Annotated in this window: 17 protein-coding genes; 4 read left to right on the top strand and 13 right to left on the bottom strand. The window is 60.5% G+C overall.

Annotated elements, in window-relative coordinates; translation table 11 throughout:
* Positions 1-118: 118 nt before the first annotated feature.
* The 8 genes from V7P99_RS08160 to V7P99_RS08125 form a co-directional block, all read right to left on the bottom strand.
* Positions 119-1,303 carry an MFS transporter gene (locus tag V7P99_RS08160; RefSeq protein WP_333794306.1) on the bottom strand — a complete coding sequence of 395 codons (1,185 nt, stop codon included), beginning with the start codon at positions 1,301-1,303 and terminating at the stop codon, positions 119-121.
* Between the two features lie 216 nt (positions 1,304-1,519).
* Positions 1,520-2,164: a TetR/AcrR family transcriptional regulator gene (locus V7P99_RS08155; RefSeq protein WP_333794305.1), complete on the bottom strand. Its 645-nt coding sequence runs from the start codon at positions 2,162-2,164 to the stop codon at positions 1,520-1,522.
* Positions 2,165-2,286: 122 nt separating this feature from the next.
* Complete coding sequence (locus V7P99_RS08150; protein ID WP_333794304.1) at positions 2,287-2,748, bottom strand: nuclear transport factor 2 family protein; 462 nt, start codon at positions 2,746-2,748, stop codon at positions 2,287-2,289.
* A 162-nt stretch (positions 2,749-2,910) separates the two neighbouring features.
* Positions 2,911-3,258 (bottom strand): carboxymuconolactone decarboxylase family protein, encoded by a 348-nt coding sequence (locus V7P99_RS08145; protein ID WP_333794303.1) that lies wholly within the window; start codon positions 3,256-3,258, stop codon positions 2,911-2,913.
* A 121-nt stretch (positions 3,259-3,379) separates the two neighbouring features.
* Positions 3,380-4,156, bottom strand: coding sequence for an SDR family NAD(P)-dependent oxidoreductase (locus V7P99_RS08140; protein ID WP_333794302.1), 777 nt, complete (start codon positions 4,154-4,156; stop codon positions 3,380-3,382).
* Between the two features lie 232 nt (positions 4,157-4,388).
* Positions 4,389-4,964 (bottom strand): NAD(P)H-dependent oxidoreductase, encoded by a 576-nt coding sequence (locus tag V7P99_RS08135; RefSeq protein WP_333794301.1) that lies wholly within the window; start codon positions 4,962-4,964, stop codon positions 4,389-4,391.
* A 205-nt stretch (positions 4,965-5,169) separates the two neighbouring features.
* Positions 5,170-7,248, bottom strand: coding sequence for a putative bifunctional diguanylate cyclase/phosphodiesterase (locus V7P99_RS08130; protein ID WP_333794300.1), 2,079 nt, complete (start codon positions 7,246-7,248; stop codon positions 5,170-5,172).
* A gap of 250 nt (positions 7,249-7,498) precedes the next feature.
* Positions 7,499-8,266 carry a DsbA family protein gene (locus V7P99_RS08125; RefSeq protein ID WP_333794299.1) on the bottom strand — a complete coding sequence of 256 codons (768 nt, stop codon included), beginning with the start codon at positions 8,264-8,266 and terminating at the stop codon, positions 7,499-7,501.
* 174 nt (positions 8,267-8,440) lie between these two features.
* Between V7P99_RS08125 and V7P99_RS08120 the strand changes: the two genes are divergently transcribed.
* The gene (locus tag V7P99_RS08120) at positions 8,441-8,971 is read left to right on the top strand and encodes a nucleoside deaminase (RefSeq protein ID WP_333794298.1); all 531 of its coding nucleotides are present in this window, start codon (positions 8,441-8,443) and stop codon (positions 8,969-8,971) included.
* 272 nt (positions 8,972-9,243) lie between these two features.
* On the top strand, positions 9,244-9,795 hold the full coding sequence (locus V7P99_RS08115) for an NADPH-dependent FMN reductase (protein WP_333794297.1): 552 nt from the start codon (positions 9,244-9,246) through the stop codon (positions 9,793-9,795).
* A 249-nt stretch (positions 9,796-10,044) separates the two neighbouring features.
* Here V7P99_RS08115 and V7P99_RS08110 read toward each other — a convergent pair whose 3' ends face one another.
* The 3 genes from V7P99_RS08110 to V7P99_RS08100 all read right to left on the bottom strand — a co-directional run bounded on the left by V7P99_RS08110 (position 10,045) and on the right by V7P99_RS08100 (position 15,175).
* A complete protein-coding gene (locus V7P99_RS08110) occupies positions 10,045-10,443 on the bottom strand; it encodes an H-NS family nucleoid-associated regulatory protein (RefSeq protein WP_333794296.1) in 399 nt (132 codons plus the stop codon).
* Between the two features lie 270 nt (positions 10,444-10,713).
* Positions 10,714-13,896, bottom strand: a complete 3,183-nt coding sequence (locus tag V7P99_RS08105) for an efflux RND transporter permease subunit (RefSeq protein WP_333794295.1) — start codon at positions 13,894-13,896, stop codon at positions 10,714-10,716.
* Positions 13,897-14,011: 115 nt separating this feature from the next.
* The gene (locus V7P99_RS08100; protein ID WP_333794294.1) at positions 14,012-15,175 is read right to left on the bottom strand and encodes an efflux RND transporter periplasmic adaptor subunit; all 1,164 of its coding nucleotides are present in this window, start codon (positions 15,173-15,175) and stop codon (positions 14,012-14,014) included.
* A gap of 857 nt (positions 15,176-16,032) precedes the next feature.
* Here V7P99_RS08100 and V7P99_RS08095 point away from each other — a divergent pair.
* The gene (locus V7P99_RS08095) at positions 16,033-16,362 is read left to right on the top strand and encodes a DUF962 domain-containing protein (RefSeq protein WP_333794293.1); all 330 of its coding nucleotides are present in this window, start codon (positions 16,033-16,035) and stop codon (positions 16,360-16,362) included.
* A gap of 101 nt (positions 16,363-16,463) precedes the next feature.
* Positions 16,464-16,994, top strand: a complete 531-nt coding sequence (locus V7P99_RS08090; RefSeq protein WP_333794292.1) for a c-type cytochrome — start codon at positions 16,464-16,466, stop codon at positions 16,992-16,994.
* A gap of 44 nt (positions 16,995-17,038) precedes the next feature.
* On the opposite strand, the gene V7P99_RS08085 is transcribed toward V7P99_RS08090, so the two are convergent.
* Positions 17,039-17,749, bottom strand: a complete 711-nt coding sequence (locus V7P99_RS08085) for a Crp/Fnr family transcriptional regulator (RefSeq protein ID WP_333794291.1) — start codon at positions 17,747-17,749, stop codon at positions 17,039-17,041.
* 127 nt (positions 17,750-17,876) lie between these two features.
* Positions 17,877-18,965 (bottom strand): inositol-3-phosphate synthase, encoded by a 1,089-nt coding sequence (locus V7P99_RS08080; protein ID WP_333794290.1) that lies wholly within the window; start codon positions 18,963-18,965, stop codon positions 17,877-17,879.
* Positions 18,966-19,020 lie beyond the last annotated feature (55 nt).

Genomic DNA, 19,020 nt, shown 5'->3' with positions numbered 1-19,020 from the left:
TGCCCGCGCTGAGCATACCCAGAGTCTGATCGTTTGAGACGGGCTCGGCAAGAGAACCTCAGGGATCGTGGGCATGGAGCTTCATCAGGCGCGCTCTTGTTGAGGCATTATCCGTTTGTCACAACGTATCGTCTGTGATGCGCGAGACAACTGGCGCACTGAGCAGCATCACGGCTGCCATTGCGCCGAAAGCCCCTCCCAGTCCGACGAAATACGCAGCATAGCCGACCAGGGCCGGTCCCATCAAAACGCCGAAATAGCCAAGCATGCTGACGGCCGCGATGGCATGCGTCGGCGGCATCCGCTGCCGTCCGGCCAGGGTGAAGAGGACCGGAACCACGTTGCCGGCGGCGAAACCCGCCAGCGCAATCCCGACCAGCACACTGCCAAAGCCGGGTGCAAACGCTGTGAGGGCGAAGCCCGACGCCGTCAGCAGCAGTCCCGCGGTCAGCATGATGCGCTCTCCGGCACGAGCGACCATCCTGTCGCCCGCGAGTCGGCTGATCGTCATGGCGAGTGCGAATACGGTATAGCCGACGCCTGAATAGGCGACGTCGACCTGCTTGGCCTGGGTGAGCAGCAATGCGACCCAATCGAGCATCGCGCCTTCCGCCAGGAAGAGCACCATGGCGAGCAGTCCGATCAGCAGAACTCTTCCGTGCGGCACGACGAAGAGCGGATGCGTCTCGGTCGAGCGCGAGGTAAGGAAACCGGGGATAGCGAGCACAAGACACAGCAGGATGATCCCGGCCGCGAGCCCCGCCGCGAGTGCAGCATCAAACCCTATCGCGATGGCAAGCGTGGTCGCGCCCGCGCCGACCAGCCCACCGACACTGTAGAAGCCATGGAACCCGGACATCAGCGAGATGCCCGCCGCCGCCTGCACCTCAGACCCATGGATATTGGCGGCGACATCGAGTGCGCCGATCGCACATCCGAACAGCAGCAGGCAGGCGCCTAACCCAAACGCATTCGAAATGATCGCCAGCAGCGGCAAAGCGATGATCATCCCCGCCGCACCCGCCATGATGACAAACCGGCTCCCGATCTTGCCAGACAGGGCGCCGGCGGCGGGCATACCGATGACGGCGCCCAGGCCGAGGTTCAGCAGGATCGTTCCCAGTTCTGCGGGCCCCGCCTCAATGCGTGCTTGAGCGAAAGGCACCAGCGGTGCCCAGCAGGCCAGCCCAAAGCCCGCGATGAAGAACGTCAGCCGCGTCGAGAGCCGTCCGCCACGCGACAGCGATCGAAGCCCTATCTGCGACGCCGCTGCCCCGCTTACGCTGATACGTTGCCGTGTCATGCAATCCCTGATCCAGGGGTCGTGCCGCCGCCATGCGTCCGCTGGACGCCGCGGCACCGAACGCAGTCTGACAGGGGAACGCGCGGACGATATGGTTGTTCGCTATGTGGCAATTTCCGCCCGCCGCCCCCGGCTGCGCGGATTCTCCTGTGGAGGCGGTCTCCCTGCTCAGGCACGTGGACTGTTTGTATCTGCGCCGATGCGTGGGAGGCCGCATCAGCGCCGCGGCAGGCGCGCGCCCTTTTGTGAGGACCGCGGCGAGACTCTGCGGTTTCGTGCACCTGCCTTACGCGACGCCGCCTGCGCGATGAGAGCATCGACGTCGTTCCGCAAGCGCCGCATCGCCCTGAGGAACACCTGCCGATTGTTCAGGGCGCGAGAAAGGACCAGCGCACCCTGGATGCCCGCGACGACATCCTCGGCAGACGCCTGCGCAGCCGCTGGTTCGATCCCCGTTTTCTTCAAGCAAAGCGCAAGCGCTTTAACCCAGCGGTCAAAGTAGCCTCGGATCGCCTCAGCGAAGCTGTCGCGCGTCGTATCGAGGGCAAAGGCGCCGATCAGGCAAACGCGCCCGCCGGAGCGGAAGTATGTATCGACTTCTGTCCACATCCGCTCAAGCGCGGCGCCTGGTGTATCCTGCTCGAGAGATCGATAGACGTTCTCAACGAACCATCCATCGATCTGCCCGATCACTTCAGCAGCCATTTGCTCTTTCCCGTCGGGGAAAAAATGATAGAGGCTGCCTTTGCTGATCCCGGTGCGCTCCGTGATCTTGCCGAACGACGCACCCTCATAGCCAAGCTCTCGAAAGACCTCGGCCAGCATAGGAAGAACGTCTGCCTTTTCGTAGACCGTGCGCACCGATCAGCAAGCTCCGCGCTAGAGCAGATCCCATTCGGGCGGACTCGCTCGAATGGGTGAAGATGCTCGCTCAAACAAATAGCTAGAGAATTTGCAGTGAGCGCAAGTGAACGGAAAATGCTCTAGAGGCTGAGATCGCTCAGTCCCGGATGGTCGTCTGGACGCCGGCCGAGCGGCCAGTGGAATTTGCGGTCCGCCTCCTTAATCGGCAGATCGTTGATCGATGCAAAGCGGCGCTGCATGAGGCCAGCCGCATCGAACTCCCAATTTTCGTTTCCATATGACCGGAACCAGTGACCGCTATCGTCATGCCACTCGTAGGCGAACCGGACGGCGATGCGATTGTCGCCGAACGCCCATAGTTCCTTGATCAGCCTGTAATCGAGTTCCTTCGCCCATTTGCGCGTTAGGAATTCGACGATTTCCTTGCGGCCCCGCGGAAACTCAGCCCGGTTCCGCCACTGGCTGTCCTCCGTATAAACTTTTGAGACGCGCTCGGGATCGCGGCTGTTCCAGCCGTCTTCGGCAAGGCGCACCTTTGCGATAGCACCTTCCAGCGTGAAAGGAGGAACGATAGCAGTCATGGCAGCACTCCACATTAATCCGATTGGTATTCGATAAACCATTCGGTTTAGTGTGGCCAGAACAGATTGAGATCGGTTGCCCTATATTGGGCGAACGCTCCCGTCCGGAACATCTGTGAGGCCCGGCAGAGAGGAAGCGAATGACCTCACTTTGAGGCGCGCTCAGGTGTCTTTGGGAGTGGCAGCTTTGGCCATCTCCTCGAGCGCAAGCGCGGAATGAGCATAAGCGGCGCCCGCCCGCATTTCGGCAGCGACCCAGATCGCCTCCATCAATTCCTGCTGTGACGCCCCGTGCCGCAATGCGGCCTTGGTGTGTCCCTTGATGCAGTATGGACATTGCGTGACATGCGCGACGGCGACCGCAATGAGCTGCTTGACCTTTGCCGGCAGCGCCCCTTCAGCAAAAACCGTTTTGCTGAAGGCCTGGAAAGCGGCTTCATGCTCAGGCGTCAGATCACGACGCTTCCTCGCAAACTCCGCGGTTGCGGTCGGATACAGTCCATCGGGCATTTCCGGTTCTCCTTCTCAACGGCCACGCAGCGAAAGACGGAGGCACGCGGATCCGGGCACAGGTCCTTCAGCAGCGCTGCTGGATTACGTTGAGGGACCTGATTGCCGCCACATCGGTGGCTCACCCGATCGTGTATCCGCCATCAACGACGATCTCCTGCCCATAGATGAACTTGGCGGCGGGCGAGGCAAGAAACAATGCCGTCTCTGCGATATCCGCGGGCTCACCGAATGCGCCTTGCATCAGGCGCGCGTTGATCTGGCCAGCGACGGCTTCAAGCGCATCAGCCGGCAGGCCCGCCTTGCCCCAAAGCGGAGTTGCGATAGGTCCGGGCGCCAGGCTGTTGACGCGGATACCCGCCGGCGCGAGCTCGACCGCGAGGGTTTGCGCAAACGACTTCAATGCAGCCTTGCTGGAATTATAGATAGCCAGGCCAGGAAAGCCGACCGTAGTGAGAAACGTCGTGATGAAGATCACGCTCCCACCCTTGGCGATATGAGGAAGAAATTTCCTCACGGTTTCCGTCGCGGCAACAAAATTGAGATTGAACTGGTCGGCGATCGCTTCGGGGTCGCTCTCCACAAAAGACACAACCTTCGCCGCACCTGCGTTCGGGATCACAACGTCGACCGACTTGTAGGCGCTGACCGCTGCGTCCACCAAGCGGTTCAAATCGGATGCGTCCGTGACGTTGCCAAGAACTACGACCACCTTGTCCGGCGCCCGGGCCTTGATTTCCTGCAAGGCCTCCTCTGTCCGGGCCATGACGACAATTCGATAGCCGTCATCGAGGAATCTCTCAGCTATGGCGCGGCCGATACCGCTGCTGGCTCCGGTGATGACCGCAACCTTGGATTCCATAGACTGGCCCTCCCGCTCGCCAAGTTGCGCCCTCATGTAGCGCTGCCAGCGCCCGATGATGACGCCAGCCTGCGTTAACCCATGCGAACGGCGCCCAGCTTGACGTTTGTCAAGCTTGCGGCAAACGCTGAATAAGGCGAATACGGATTGCGGCTCCTTCATCAGCCGCGAGCGTAGAAGCTCATGCTGCCCATAGACCCTTTCGCTAAGGGCGGACTCCAGGGTATGGCGTGCTACCGCCCCGACGCAGAGAGGGCGCGGGCCGACATCAGCACATGCTCGCGAAGCCATTCAGCTTCTCCTCTATCACGCTGGCGTCCGGTGCATCGAGAGCAAAAAAGTCAAACCGCTCATTGGACTGGAGATTTGGAAGCAGGGTCGGCAACGAGACCGAGAAAAACTGCGACGTGGCATCGCCGGCGGCCATCGTCTCCGCTTCATCCCGGCCATGCGTAGCGATGACGAGCAATCGCTTGATATTGGTAAGCAGAGGTTCGATCCGGTCACCATCCATCCGATAGGCCACATGCGGCCGCCACACCCTGTCGAAATACCCTTTCAACAGCGCGGGCATATCGTACATCCAGATGGGCAGAACGAAGATGACGTAGGCGGCCTGTCGGAGGTGCGCAACAAGCGTCTCCAGGTCGTCAGGAATGTGCTTTTCGTAAAAGGCCTTGAATTCCTCCGGCGAGAGGATGGGATTGAAGCCGCCATGGCAGAGATCATCAACGATCACAGTCTCGCCGCCGTCCCTCAAGGCTCGCTCGGCGGTGCGTGCGACGCGTCCGCAAAGGCTGTCCCTTGAAGGATGGCAGGTCACGATAAGACTGGCTCCCCGCATCGAGATAACCTCTTCTTCTGGCGACCATCACGATCGCGAGCAAGCCGCGCGAAATCAGCTATCACGTGCCGGCTGGCACCCGACAGCATTGTAGCGATCAATCTAGAGCAGATCTCATTCGGACGGAATCGCCCCGATGGGTAACGATGAGCCGCCGAGACAAACACCAAGGGAGTTCGGCTCTGAGGGTAAGCGAAAAACGGCTCTAGCCTTCACAAGCTGAGTAGCGGGTCCACATCGTGGATGCAGCCTCTGCGTCGGAAGACTGGAGCGACGGCCAATGCGGTGGCGGCGGCGGAATTCTCGCGGGTCTTCCCAGGTAATATCCCTGCGCTTCATCGCATCCCTCGTTGCGCAGGATCGAGAGCTGCTGGTTCGTCTCGACCCCTTCGGCCAGAACCCTGATCTCCAGGCTCTTACCGAGAGCGAGAACTGCACGAACGATAGCCTTGGCCTGGGCATCGTAATCCAGGCCTTGAGTGAACGAGCTGTCCAGCTTGATCTTATCGAACGGGAACGTACGCAAGGTGTCCAGGGAAGAATAGCCGGTGCCGAAATCGTCGATGGCAATGGTGACTCCCAGCGCACGAACGCGGCGGAGCACATGCAGCGCTTTTTCTCGGTCTTGGATAACCGCCGTTTCGGTAAGCTCGATCTCGAGCCGCATCGGAGAAAGGCCGGTCTCGATCAGGATCGAATGCAGCAACTCAGCAAGATCTCCGCTTCGGAGCTGCACCCCCGAGATGTTGATGGCGACCTTGTGCGGCTCCGGCCAGTCTGCTGCTTCGCGACAGGCGGTGCGCAGCACCCATTCACCGATCTCAATGATCGATCCCGTTTCCTCCGCGATGGGAATGAACTCGGCAGGCGGAACCATGCCGCGCTCGGGATGACGCCACCTCAGGAGAACCTCGTACCCCGTAATCTCCTGCGTCGAGAGCGAATGCTGAGGCTGATAATGAAGCTCGAATTCCTTACGCGCGATCGCAAGACGAAGGTCCACCATCAGCGCGCTGCGGGCGCGAGCCACCTCATCCATGGTCTGTTCGTAGAAGCACGTGCTCCGCGTCGAATCTTGTTTTGCCCGGTACATGGCGAGGTCTGCGTTCATGACAAGCCGCGTGGGCTCCATACCGTCGTCCGGATAGAGAGCCACGCCTATCGAGCCGCCCGTGATCGTGACGAAATCCGAGAGGTCGATCGGAGTGTTCAGGGCGGTTTCGATCCGCGCAACAAAGTCGTGCACCTCCTCGACGGCGTTGTAGCGTTTGACCGCCGAGAACTCGTCACCACCCACTCTGGCGATGAATTCCCCGGGCTTGATAAGTTTTCCGAGCCGACCGGCGAGAGTGATAAGCACGCGATCACCGGCCTCATGGCCCCATTGGTCGTTAATTTCCTTAAAGCGGTCGAGGTCGATGCCAATGATCGCAAGGCGCCAGTCATGCTCGCCTGCGCGATTGATCTCATTGGTCAGGTGCGCTGTGAAATGGGCACGATTAGGTAATCCCGTGAGAACGTCGCTCATCGCCATTTGCTGCAGCTTCGCGACGCTTTCCTGGGTGGATTTCTCGTCGATGAGATAGCTCACAACGCCCGTCCCGATAATCATCAAGCCGGCGCCGGCAACCGCCATGGCGATCGCTTCGAAAGCTTCCGTGTTGTCAATCGCGGGCACGCCCCCCATTGGGATGACCTGGATAGCCGCCATGCCGGTAAAATGCAGCCCCACGATCGCCAGCACGAACCAAGCCGGCGCTCGCATCGCAGCGTACTTGGAAGCCGGGCGCACGGCTTCATGCATCGCCACGGCGCAGAAGACGGATGCAATGATGACGGAATACGCAATATGCGCCGCGTCCCACTCGATGAAACCCGCCACATGATAGGCGGCCATGCCGGTGTAATGCATGCCCGCAACGCCGAATCCGACAATGGCTCCGCAAAGCTCCGGGCGGAGAAAGCGCGTATCCAGCGCACTCAGTCCGAAACCCAGCGCGCATCCAAGGATGGCGATGAGGAGAGACACCATCGTGAGCCCGGCATGAAACGTTACCGGAGCCGAAACCTCATAGGCCAGCATGGCGATGAAATGCGTGCACCAAATGGAAGATCCTGCGGCAATGGCGGTCAGAAACACCCACCCGTGCTTCTGCAGGCCGTGGCGGCTTTGCACCCGCGCGTAGAGGCGGAAGGCAATGAGAGCGCCGGTAATGCAGACGAAGGCCGCCAATCCGACAAGCCAAAGATTGTGCTCGGTCACGAGACAAGAAATGACGCGCATCGAATGTCCGCTGGATTCTCTGCGCCTGACGGGCGTTCGGCGCGTGACGGCATAATTTTCCGTCCTGGTTAACACCGCCGGTCTTTATGCGCGGTTAAAGCTGAACGCAGCAGCGGATAGGTCCGCGAGGCTGGCTCCGGGGCATGTCTGCGGGCGCGACGAGAGCTGGGTTTCGGTGGCCTTCATGATGGGCCTCGAGCGTGAGATCGACAACCCTATCGACCGATTTGCCGTGCTCGACGATGGCTCCTCAGCAGACGTCACAGCCGGCCTTGCGCACATCGTCCACATGCCGGGAGAGTTGCGCAACGAGGTCGTCCGGAGAACCGGAGATGCCTTGGTGACCGATGATATAAAGGGGTGTGGCTGGCACGCTGAGGCGATCCGCAAGCTGCTGGGCGCGCGTCAGGGCGTCGCCCGTTTCCGATGACTGCGCATCTATCTTCAGGCGCTCCATATCGAGACCGAGCTTCGCGGCGGCGTCGAGGGCCCGCGCCTCGGTGTTCTGGCCTTTTTGCGTCATGAGCCGGTCGTGCAGGGCGGCGAACTTGCCTTGCTTGGCGGCCGCGATCACGACGCGCGCCACCGCCTCGGACTCTTTACCCAGGCTCGCAATATCTTTCAGCACGATCTTAGTATCCGGGTTCGCCTCGATGAACGCCTTGATCTCGGGATAGGCTGAGCGGCAATACGGGCAATTGTAGTCGTAGAACTCGACGATGATCACCTTTGCATCGGGGTTGCCGATTTCAGGCGAGCCGGCGTGGTAGATTTCCTCCTTGAGGTCTCGTAGCACGCGTTTGGCGTTTTCCGTTTGCTCATCCGCCTCAAGTTTTAGCAGGGCATCGCGCAGAACCTGCGGATTTCCCATCAGATAGTCACGGATATATGCGTCGAGTCCGGCACGGTCCGCTGGCATGTCTTCGGCGTGGGAAGAGTTCAATGTCCACGCGAGGCCCAATGCGGCAACTCCCGCAAAAAATGCGAGCCGGGTTGTAGAGGGGCGAGAAAGATGCATGTGCGTTGGTCCATTGCATGAGCAGTAACTTCGGCACACACGCGCCCGCCAACCTTAAGCAGAGCTTAAATCGGGGCACCTAGACTAGCGAATATGCGCGCTCCGGCATCAAGGTTCCGAAAGCGCACCAGAACAGCGGTGCCTTCTGGGCCGTCGCACCTCACGGAGGACGTCATGGAGCGGTTGGATCGGCGTGATGTTCTCGGCGGCGGCGCAACACTCATTGCGGCGACATTCGCCGGATCGGCTCAAGGTCACGCGCGATCAGCCGCCGTCCTTCCGGACGATCATCGCTTCATGGAGTTGGCCCTCGCCGAGGCCGCCAAGGCCGCGTTCCCGTTCGGGGCCGTCATCGTCAAGGACAACCAAGTGATTGCCCGCGGCCACAACCGCACCGGCATCGATCGCGATCCAACCGCGCACGGAGAGATGGTTGCGATCCGCGCGTGCCTATCCGCCCACGGTCCGGACGTACTGAATGGCGCAACCCTCTACACATCGGGTGAGCCATGCTGCATGTGCATGGGCGCGATCCTGTGGTGCGGGCTCGGGCGCCTAGTCTACGCGGCGTCTCTCGCGCAGCTCTCGACCAGGGTAGACCAGATCAGGCTCTCGGCTGACGACGTGGCGTCAAAGGCGCCCTTCGCGCCGATCGACATCGCCGGCGGCGTACTCGACGAAAAAGCCATGACGTTGTTCAGGTGACAGCGCCCTGCATCGCCATCGGGGCCTGGCCTTGCCGATTCACAGGCAAGCGCTCAAGTCCTTTGAGGAGGCAGCGGCCATGGTTTGAACCATCTCCCGCACTCCGCTCGTCACCCAAGGTACGAGATCCGTTAGAGATCCAGCCTCGGAAACGTTGCATTCGCCAGTTGCCTGGATGGTCTTGGTCCGGATGGCTCGCTTCCATCACGTATTAGGAGCGAGATATCGCGGCGGATGATCTGAAAGCATTGCACCCGCAAAGGAGACTCACGATGAGCAACACCAAGATCGCCGTCCTTGTTGGCAGCCTGCGCCGCGAGAGCTTCAACGGCAAGCTCGCCAACGCGCTCATCAAACTCGGGCCCTCGGACTTTGCATTCAATACCGTCCAGATCGGCGACCTCCCCCTCTACAATCAGGACGACGACGAGAACCAGGCACCCGAAGTCAGACGCCTAAAGGCCGAGATCGCTGACGCGGATGGGCTCCTGTTCGTGACGCCGGAATACAACCGGTCGATCCCCGGTGTGCTCAAGAATGCGATCGACCACGCATCTCGGCCCTACGGACAGAACGCCTGGGCTGGCAAGCCTGCCGGCGTGATCGGCATTTCAATCGGCGCCATCGGCACCGCACTCGCGCAACAGCACCTGCGCAACGTTCTCGCCTATCTGGACGTGCCGACGCTCGGTCAGCCCGAAGCGTTTCTGCAGATGAAGGACGAGCTGTTCGAGCCTGATGGAAGCATCGGCCAAGCGAGCCGCCAGTTTCTGCAGGGATGGATGGATCGCTATGTCGCCTGGGTGAAGAAGCACGCAGCTTAGAGTGCTTCCGGAAAAGTGGGAACCCGCCATGGCAAAGCCATGCAAGAAGGTGTCCGACAAGACGCACGAAGAAACAAAAGTTAGAGCCGTTCCCCGTTTCTACTTAAATCGGAACGGCTCTAGGCGCGCCAGCCGGATTGCGCAGCCCCGACTCCGCTCCAATTATTTATTTGAGAGTCAAATTGCGGCCCCAGTGCGAGCAACAGAGCTCGCACGGGGCAGAAATCGGGAGGATCTCTTGGGGCTCGCTCATCCCGTCTTGGCGATCAGAAGGTCATCCAGTTTGTTGCCGCGCTTTTTGAGATAATCCCTGACCCACACCGGATAGACACCGCGGCCGGCCCACGTGTTGCCTTTGTCGTCCGCGTATTTCGGAGGGATTTTCACGCCCTTCTTCTCGGATACCCGTTTCCTAGGCGCGGCGTTACGTGGACGGCCGACCCGTCTCCCGACAGGGCGGGCGGGCTCCGCGGCGCCGTTCCTCAGCTTGGCAAGCTCATCCTCAAGAGCACTGATACGTTCCGCCTTAGAGGCTTGGAACGCCGCTTCGAAATCAGCAAGCACAGCCTCCTGCAGCTCGAAGCTCAATCCCGAGAACCAATCCTTCACGCTCCGGCGGTCGAGGCCTCTGCCTGTTCCTCTGGCCATACTCTTATTACCCTTTATAAAACTGCGGTCATCACCCGCCCTAGTGCCTATCTCCTTACAAAACCCTACCTTGGCAGTAAAGAGTTCGGCTTAAATATAGAAACTATCCATTCCCGTATAAGTTGCCACAAGGCATTCAAAGTAGATCCCATTCGAACGGCAGTCTTCTCCACCGCGGCAACCGCCTGATATCGGTCCTCTCACTCTCTGCTTTATCCATACGATCCCGGGCTTGCTCGTAGTGAGCAGTGATCCGTTAAATAACAGCAATCAATGCCCAGGCCGGGCTTCGGCATCCTTATGCGTCCCCTTGCGCAGCCAGCCTGCGAGCGCGCTAGTGATCGCGTAAAAAACCGGCGTGAAGATCAACCCAAACAGCGTGACGCCCAGCATTCCAGCGAACACAGCGGTTCCCAGAGATTGACGCATTTCTGCGCCCGCTCCTGTTGCAAGCACCAGCGGCACGACGCCGAGAATGAAAGCGAGCGACGTCATGAGAATAGGACGAAGCCGTGTCCGTGCCGCGGCCACGGCTGCATCGTAACGGCTCATGCCCGCATCCTCGCCCTGCTTGGCGAACTCCACGATGAGAATGGCGTTCTTGGCGGCGAGACCAACGAGAACAACAAGCCCGATTTCGACGAGGATATTCCGGTCAAGGCCAGCCATGTTGACTCCGATCATCGACGCCAGGATGCACATGGGCACGATGAGAATGACCGCGAGAGGCAGGAGCCAGCTTTCGTAAAGCGCCGCCAGCACCAGGAACACGAACACAACAGCCAGCCCGAACGCGATCCCGGCCGTATTACCGGCCAGCTTTTCCTGCAGCGCGATCTCGGTCCATTCGAAGGCAAAGCCTGTGGGCAGTGCATCGTCGACAATGCCCTCAATCGCAGCAATGCCCTGGCCGGATGAAAACCCCCGCGCAAGCCCCACCTGGACTTCCGCTGCTGGGAAGAGGTTGTAGCGGGGAACGCGGTAAGGTCCTGTCGTATCGGAGAGGGTCGCCACGGATCCGAGCGGTACCATTTCACCGGAGCTGCTTCGGGTCTTGAGATTGGCAATATCGCGCAACGTCTCGCGATACGGATTATCGGCTTGCGCCGTCACCCGATAGGTGCGCCCAAGGATGTTGAAGTCGTTGACGAAGGCCGATCCCATGTAAACCGAAAGCGCCTCGAACACCCGCTCGATCGGCACTCCAAGTTGTTCCGCTTTCGTACGGTCAATCTCGGCCCAGATCTGCGGCGTCCGCGTATTGAAGAGGGTGAACGGCTGCACGAGTCCCGGAACGTCTCCGGCTCCGCCCGCCACCGTCCACGCTGCGCCTTCCAGCGCTGGATAGCCGCGTCCCGCCCGATCCTGCACATAACCTTTGAGCCCGCCTCCCGTACCGATGCCGGGCACCGATGGCGGCTCGATCACCAGAATAAACGCATCCCTTATCTTGGAAAGCTGCTCCCTGAGATCGGCCACGATCTCGTCCTTGGTAAGACCGAGTTCGGCCCGCTTTTCAAACGAATGCGGATTGACGAACACAACCGCGGTGTTTGGTGCGTTGGTAAACGTCGCACCGTCGAAGCCCGCAAACGCCACCGCATGCGAGATACCTGGCCTCGACAGGATGAGCTCCGTGGCCTCGCGCATGACGGCGTCCGTTCGATCGAGCGTCGAGCCAGGCGGAAGCTGGAACGCCGTGATCAGATACTCGCGGTCCAGCTGTGGCACGAGGCCGGTGGGCGTGGACGCCAGCCGATCCCACGTCATGAATAGAAGTCCGCCATAGATCGTGAGCAGGATTAACGGCAAGCGAATGAGGCGCCCCGTTGCGCCTGCATATCCATGAGACAGGCTCTCGAAAGCTCCATTGAAACCACGAAAAAAGATCCGTATCGGCGCCCCGAGAACACGGCTGGCGAATGATGGCTCTCTGGTCTGCGTCGCGTGAGGCTTCAGGAGCAACGCCGCAAGCGCCGGCGAGAGCGTCAGGGATACGAGCCCCGAGATTGCCGTCGATGCGGCAATGGTAATCGCGAATTGCTTGTAGAAGGTACCCTGCAAGCCCGAAATGAACGCCGTCGGAACGAACACCGCGATGAGCGTCGCCGTGATGGCAATAATGGCGCCGCCCACCTCGTCCATGGTGTAGTGCGCCGCCGCCTTGGGCGACAGGCCCTCAGCGAGTTTTCGCTCGACGTTCTCGACCACCACGATTGCATCATCGACGACAATGCCAATGGCGAGCACGAGCCCGAATAGAGACAGCGTGTTGAACGACACGCCCAGTGCCGCCATCACCACGAATGATCCCACCAGCGAGACGGGAATTGCGATGATGGGAATGATGGCCGCACGCCAAGTTTGCAAAAAGAGAATGACCACAAGCACAACCAGGAGCATCGCCTCGGCCAGCGTCATGATCACGGCATTGATCGAGGAGCGGATGAACTCCGTCGGGTTATAGACGATCTGATAGACGAGGCCGGGCGGGAAGTCCTTGCTGAGCGCCTCCATCTCAGCCTTTACCGCTCCTGCCGTCGCCAAAGCGTTCGAACCTGGTCGCTGGAACAGCACGATCGCGGTCGCGACCTTGTTCGAGAGATAGGCGTTGATCGTATAGTCCTGCGAACCGAGCTCGACACGCGCGATGTCCTTAACGCGCACGACTTCGCCGCTCTCCTCCGCGCGCACGACAATGTTTTCGAACTCCTCCACGGTCGACAGCCGTCCCAGCGTATGCACCGAGAGGGTAAATCCACCGGGCGAGGAGGCGGGAGGCTGATTGATGGAGCCCGCGGCCACCTGGAGGTTTGCAGCCCGGACCGCTGCCACGACCTCACCGGCGGTTAGATTGCGCGAGGCGGCCTTTTCGGGATCGATCCATACTCGCATCGAATAGTCCCGCGCCCCGAACACGCGGCTGTCACCGATACCGTCGATCCGCGCAAGCCGGTCACGGACATAGAGGGTTGCATAGTTCGAGATGTATTGCTGGTCGCGCGATCCGTCCGAAGAAAACATATGGACGACCATCATCAGGTCGGGCGAAGCCTTGAGAACCGTAAGACCGAGGCGGCGCACGTCCTCCGGCAGCCGCGGCTCCGCAATGGAGACACGGTTCTGCACCAGCACTTGCGCCTGATCGATATCGGTTCCCGGCTTGAAGACCACGCTGATTGAGAGCCGGCCGTCACCAGTCGACTGTGACGTGATGTAAAGCATGTTATCGACGCCGTTCACCTCCTGCTCGATGGGAGCAGCAACGGTTTCGGCAATGACGGCCGCGGAGGCGCCGGGATAAGTCGCGGTGATATTGACGGTCGGAGGAACGATTTCCGGATATTCGGAAACTGGCAGCGCGAGGCCGGCAATAACGCCGACGATCGTCAGGATCACCGACACGACGGTGGCAAAAATCGGCCGGTCGATGAAAAAATGCGACAACCGCATGAGATGACTTCCGCGGGCGGTGCCCCTGTTAGGCCGATAAGCCTATGTCCCCGTTACGGCCGTGCGTCCCTAAGCATGGCCTCGAAACAATGTGAGGAGCAATGTCCCGCTCCGATCACGATCCCGGTCGGATCTCTCCGAGTTCAGGCTCGACTTTCGCGCCCGGCCGCACCATGGGATTGGCAAGACCGTCGAGCACCACAGTCTGCTCCGCGCTGAGCCCCTCTCTCACCACCCGCAATCCATCGACAATCGGCCCAAGGACAACCGGCACGGCCTGCACGACGCCATCGTCGCCAACCACGAAAACCATCTTGTTCATCTGGTCGGATACCACCGCGCTGTCGGGTATTAGGACCGCGTCGACCTCGCCGCCGAACAATCTGAGGCGGGCGAAAACCCCGGCTGCGAAGAGTTGGTTCTTGTTATCCAACGTGGCGCGCCCCCGAATCGTGCCCGAGCGCGGATTGAAGTGATTATCGAGGAAGTCCATGGTCCCTTCATGCAGCCACTCCGCCTCATCCGCGAGCCGCACGCGCACCTCATTCACGCCCTCACGCGACGACGCCCGGTCACCTGAAAGCTCGAGGCGCGCATAGCGAAAATAGTCCGCCTCCGACACATCGAATACGAAATGGATCGGATCGAGCGACACGATCGTGGTCAGCAACGACGTGTCCTGGGCGCCGCCGATGACCAGATTGCCGACATCAACCTTACGATCTGAGGCTCGCCCGGAGATCGGCGCCCGGACCACCGTCCATTCACGATTGAGCTCGGCGTTCTTAAGGTTGGCTTCGGCCGCTTGCAGCTCCGCCTGAGCGATCGACAAATTCGCACTGCGTTGCGTGAAATCGCGTTCTGTAGCATGGCCCGATTTCACGAGCGGCGCGGCTCTCGCGACCTCGCTTTCACCTAACGCCACCGCCGCCTTGGCCCGCGCGATTTCGGCCCGCGCGCTTTCGACGGCAATCTCGAACGGCCGGGGATCGATGGTGAAAAGAGGATCACCCGCTTCGACCAGCTGACCATCCTTGAAATGCACCTTGTCGACAAACCCAGACACCCTTGGCCGCACTTCGACGGTTTCCACGGCCTCGAAACGACCCGAGTATTCGTCCCAGATGGTGATGCGCTTGGCGACCGGTGCGATCACCGTAACGGTTGGAGTTGGCGCTTGCGCTGCTGTTGGAACAGCGAGCGCGAGCCCAAGTGCCAGCATTGCGACAAGGATAAAATAGCAGCGCAAGGATTTCCCCGCCAAGTCAGAGTACGTCACAGCCCCATCGTCTCGAGCGCTGGCACCATAGTTAGCCCAATACGAGTATCATTGGCCCGGAAGACCGGAGGCGAATAGCGGATGCGGAAGGTTAATAAAAGAACCGGAGGGACCAAGATCTCCCGCGGTTACCCCCGATCTTTGCGCCTGCCCGAGCAGTTTCGCACGGATAGATACACGAACAAAGCCTTCCCGTAAGTATCCTCTCCGCCGAATCTTACGTCTTGTGCCGTGTTGCAAGCCATCAACGCCACACCATCCGCGAACTGACTTCATGGACGGCGTCGAACACGCCCCTCCTCCTCACCGATGGAACGCAGCAAAGCATCCTGGGGGCATTTATCCCGCGGCGCGCGTAAGGTCGCAAATCTACGCGCGGAGCGAACCCAGGCTGGGACACGTTATCTAGAATGCTGGATGCGCAGGCATGTCATGAAGGTGATGGCAAGCGTGGCCATGGTCTCTCGCCGGGGTGAACGAGCTGTTTCGGTGACGTCCTGTCCGCAGAGGACACAGCTAAACAACTTGGCGCGGCGTCGGCACGCTGCCCTCGACCACTATGCTCTCAAGGACAGGACGCTCATCAAGATGGCGACGGACCAGGGGTGAGCGCACGGCCTTAGGCCCATCTTCACGCAAACTTTTGCAAGGCAGGCCGCTGCCGCTCGGGCCATATCGGGGCCAGCGTGCAAATCGTCGATCAGGCCAGTTCTCAACGTTGTTCGGAACCGGAACGTGAGGTCCGCGTTGCCCAGACAGCCGGCGGTTCCTCTCTGCCGGCCGACGCCTGAGCGCTCTCGGTCTTCCCCTTCCACGCCGGGAGCGCTTCCCTTGCTAAGCGCGTCGGAGTCGTCATTGTGAAACAGCCGGCATCGTTCGAGGAATTCTGGCCAGGCTACCTGAGGGCTCACAGCAGTCCCACCACCCGCGCGTTCCACATCGGCGGCACGGCGGTGGGATTGGCGTGTGCGGCACTTGCCATTGCAAAGGGCCAGCCTCGTTTTGCGGTGGCGGGCGTTGTTACGGCATACGCGGCAGCTTGGGCCGGTCATGCGCTCGTCGAACGCAACGTGCCAAAGACGTTTTCTCATCCCTTGTGGTCGCTGCGCGGCGATCTGCGAATGCTGCGCCTCGTCCTGAAAGGACAGCTCGGCAGAGAAGTTGAGAAGGCAAGCGCCTCTTCGTAGCGCAAACCCAACAGTGCGCCCCCCTCACGTTTCCCATCTCTCAGGTGGAACGATTCCGGCCACAGAGTATTGCGCCTCTATCAAGCCTGAAGCGGTGCAATATGAAAGCAGTGGTTTGGCATGATAAGAAAGACGTGAGATGCGGGCACGTCACCGCTCCGGCAGCAAGGAATTCGAAAGACGCTATCATCACAGACACGCTGGGCTGCCGCGCCAATGCCGGTTTTGCCCGAGGCCGCTCTGATGTTCCAGTGCGCGCAGCCTTACCCGGCAAGTTGCTGGTAACTACTTTCGTCCTTCTCATGCCCCTGGCACTTTCTGCCTGTTCAGAGGCGACTTCACGCACCGAAGAACCCCATGCGCACGCCAAGAGCCTGATGACAAAGTTCGGGTGCGGCGCCTGCCACTCCATTCCCGGCGTTGCCGATGCCGACGGTCGTGTCGGCCCACCGCTCGACGGTGTTGCGGACCGCATTTATCTCGCGGGCACACTCCCCAACACACCGGAAAACATGCAGCGATGGCTCCGCGATCCGCAGGCCGTTGTCGCCGGCAATGTGATGCCGAACGTCGGGGCTACAGCGGAAGAGGCGCAGGCCATGGCCTCCTATCTCGCAACCTTGCACCGATGAGAACCGATAGGATCGATTGTATCTGCGCGGCACCTCGCGCATGATCAATCTGGAAGCACCCGGTCGAGCTCCAGCTCCGGGGCGCCGTAAAGTCCCCCTGCACAGTGCTCCAGACCCCGGCGATCGAGAATGTCGATTTCGCGGCGCGCCGTGGAGATAAGGCCGCGCGAGGCGAAACTGTGCAAGGTGACGGTAACACCCGCCCTTCGAACGCCGAGCATCAAGGCCAAAAACTCGTGCGTCATGGATAGCTCGTTGCCGCACACACGATCCTGCGCCATGAGGAGCCATCGCGCCAGTCTCTGCTCTATGGTGCCTCTAGCATTGGCCAGGGCCGTATGGGCCGCCTGCATGGCGAAGACATGGACGTAGCGCCCAAACGCGGCACGCAGTGACGGGCTCTGCTCCATGGATCGGCGCAGATCGCAAGCTGCAATCTTCATCGCGTCGCCTTCGATCTGCACGAAGGCGTCACAGGGCATCGTTTCGGAACCCATGATCACGGCCAGGCCCGTCATGCCGTCACGCCCGATCAGACCGACCTCTGACTGGTGCTGCCGATCGGCGGACACCGCGACGACCGACACCAGGCCTCGATAGATGAAGTAGACGTCGGTTACCGGCCGGTTCGCCGCCTCGAGACGTTGTCTCAGATGAAGTCTCACTGGGCGAGCGTACCGGTCCAGCAAGGCCAGGTCAGACTCGGACAGGCACCTGAGCACGCGATTCAGCCGGGCATTGACCAAACGCTCCATGGATAGACTCCCGCGGGCGGCAAGGAGTTAATCATCACGGTTTGGGATTGTTCCTCAACACGCTTGCGGCGTAAGTCCGCTCCCGTCCGTCGAGCGACGCGCGTGGAGGCGGCAGCATGAGCTGCGATCAATCGGGATGGCCATCGCAGCCGATGAACTCGACCGTCTTCGCTCGGGCGATGTGATCGGGCAGCTGCTGCGGAGGAGACTTCATGAAGTAGCTGGAGGGGCCGACGAGCGCGCCCCCGATCTTGCGATTCAGCGCCAGCTTGGCACAGCGGACGGCATCCACAACCACGCCGGCGGAGTTGGGCGAATCCCAAACCTCGAGCCTTAGCTCAGCGCTCAGCGGAACGCCGCCGAATGCCGTGCCTTCGAGACGGATGTAGGCCAACTTGCGATCGGTCAGCCACGGCACGTGATCGCTCGGACCGATGTGGACACTCTCCTCCGATGGAGCATCTCCAAGCAGCGACGTGACCGCACGCGTTTTGGAGATCTTTTTTGACCGTACCCGCTCACGCTCGAGCATATTGAGGAAGTCCGCATTTCCCCCGAAATTCAGCTGGTACGTCCGATCCACGCTCACGCCCCGATCACAAAACAGCTGCGCCAACGCACGGTGGACGATCGTCGCCCCGACCTGGCTCTTGATATCGTCCCCGATCAGCGGAAGCGACCGCTCCTCGAAGCGCCGACGCCAAGCGGCATCAGACGCGATGAAAACTGGAATACAGTTCACGAACGCGCAACCCGCAGCCAGGGCCTGCTCCGCGTAGAACTCGGTTGCCTTCTGAGACCCGACAGGAAGAAAAGAGACGACGACATTCGTCCTGGACTGCACCAGTTTCTCCGCGACATCGACCTCCGGCTCTTCGGATAGCGGTATGTGCTCGCGAACGTAACGGCCGATTCCATCGAGAGCAGGACCGCGGCACACGCGACATCCAGTATGGGGGACTTCCGCAAAATCGATCGTATTGTTCGGATCGATCCGGATCGCCTCACTCAGATCCAAACCGACCTTGCCCGCATGAACATCGAAGGCGCTTGAAACTTCGATGTCAGCAATTTGGATGCCGCCAATATCGGGGCTCATCAGGCCGGGCATTGGCACGTTTGCGTGGCGATCCCGATAATAGCTGAGGCCTTGGACAAATGACGAAGCACAATTGCCGACTCCCACAAGGCCTACGCGCACTGCCCGCTGGTTCATTGTCATTGGCGACCGCCTTATTCGCAAGAAAAGCCCCGAGCTTTTTCTGCAACGT

It is taken from the genome of Hyphomicrobium sp. (genome assembly GCF_036780825.1).
In the GTDB taxonomy this organism is placed as follows: domain Bacteria; phylum Pseudomonadota; class Alphaproteobacteria; order Rhizobiales; family Hyphomicrobiaceae; genus Hyphomicrobium_C.
Note: the sequence above shows the minus strand (reverse complement) of the source record. Positions and strands in the feature narration are given on the sequence as shown.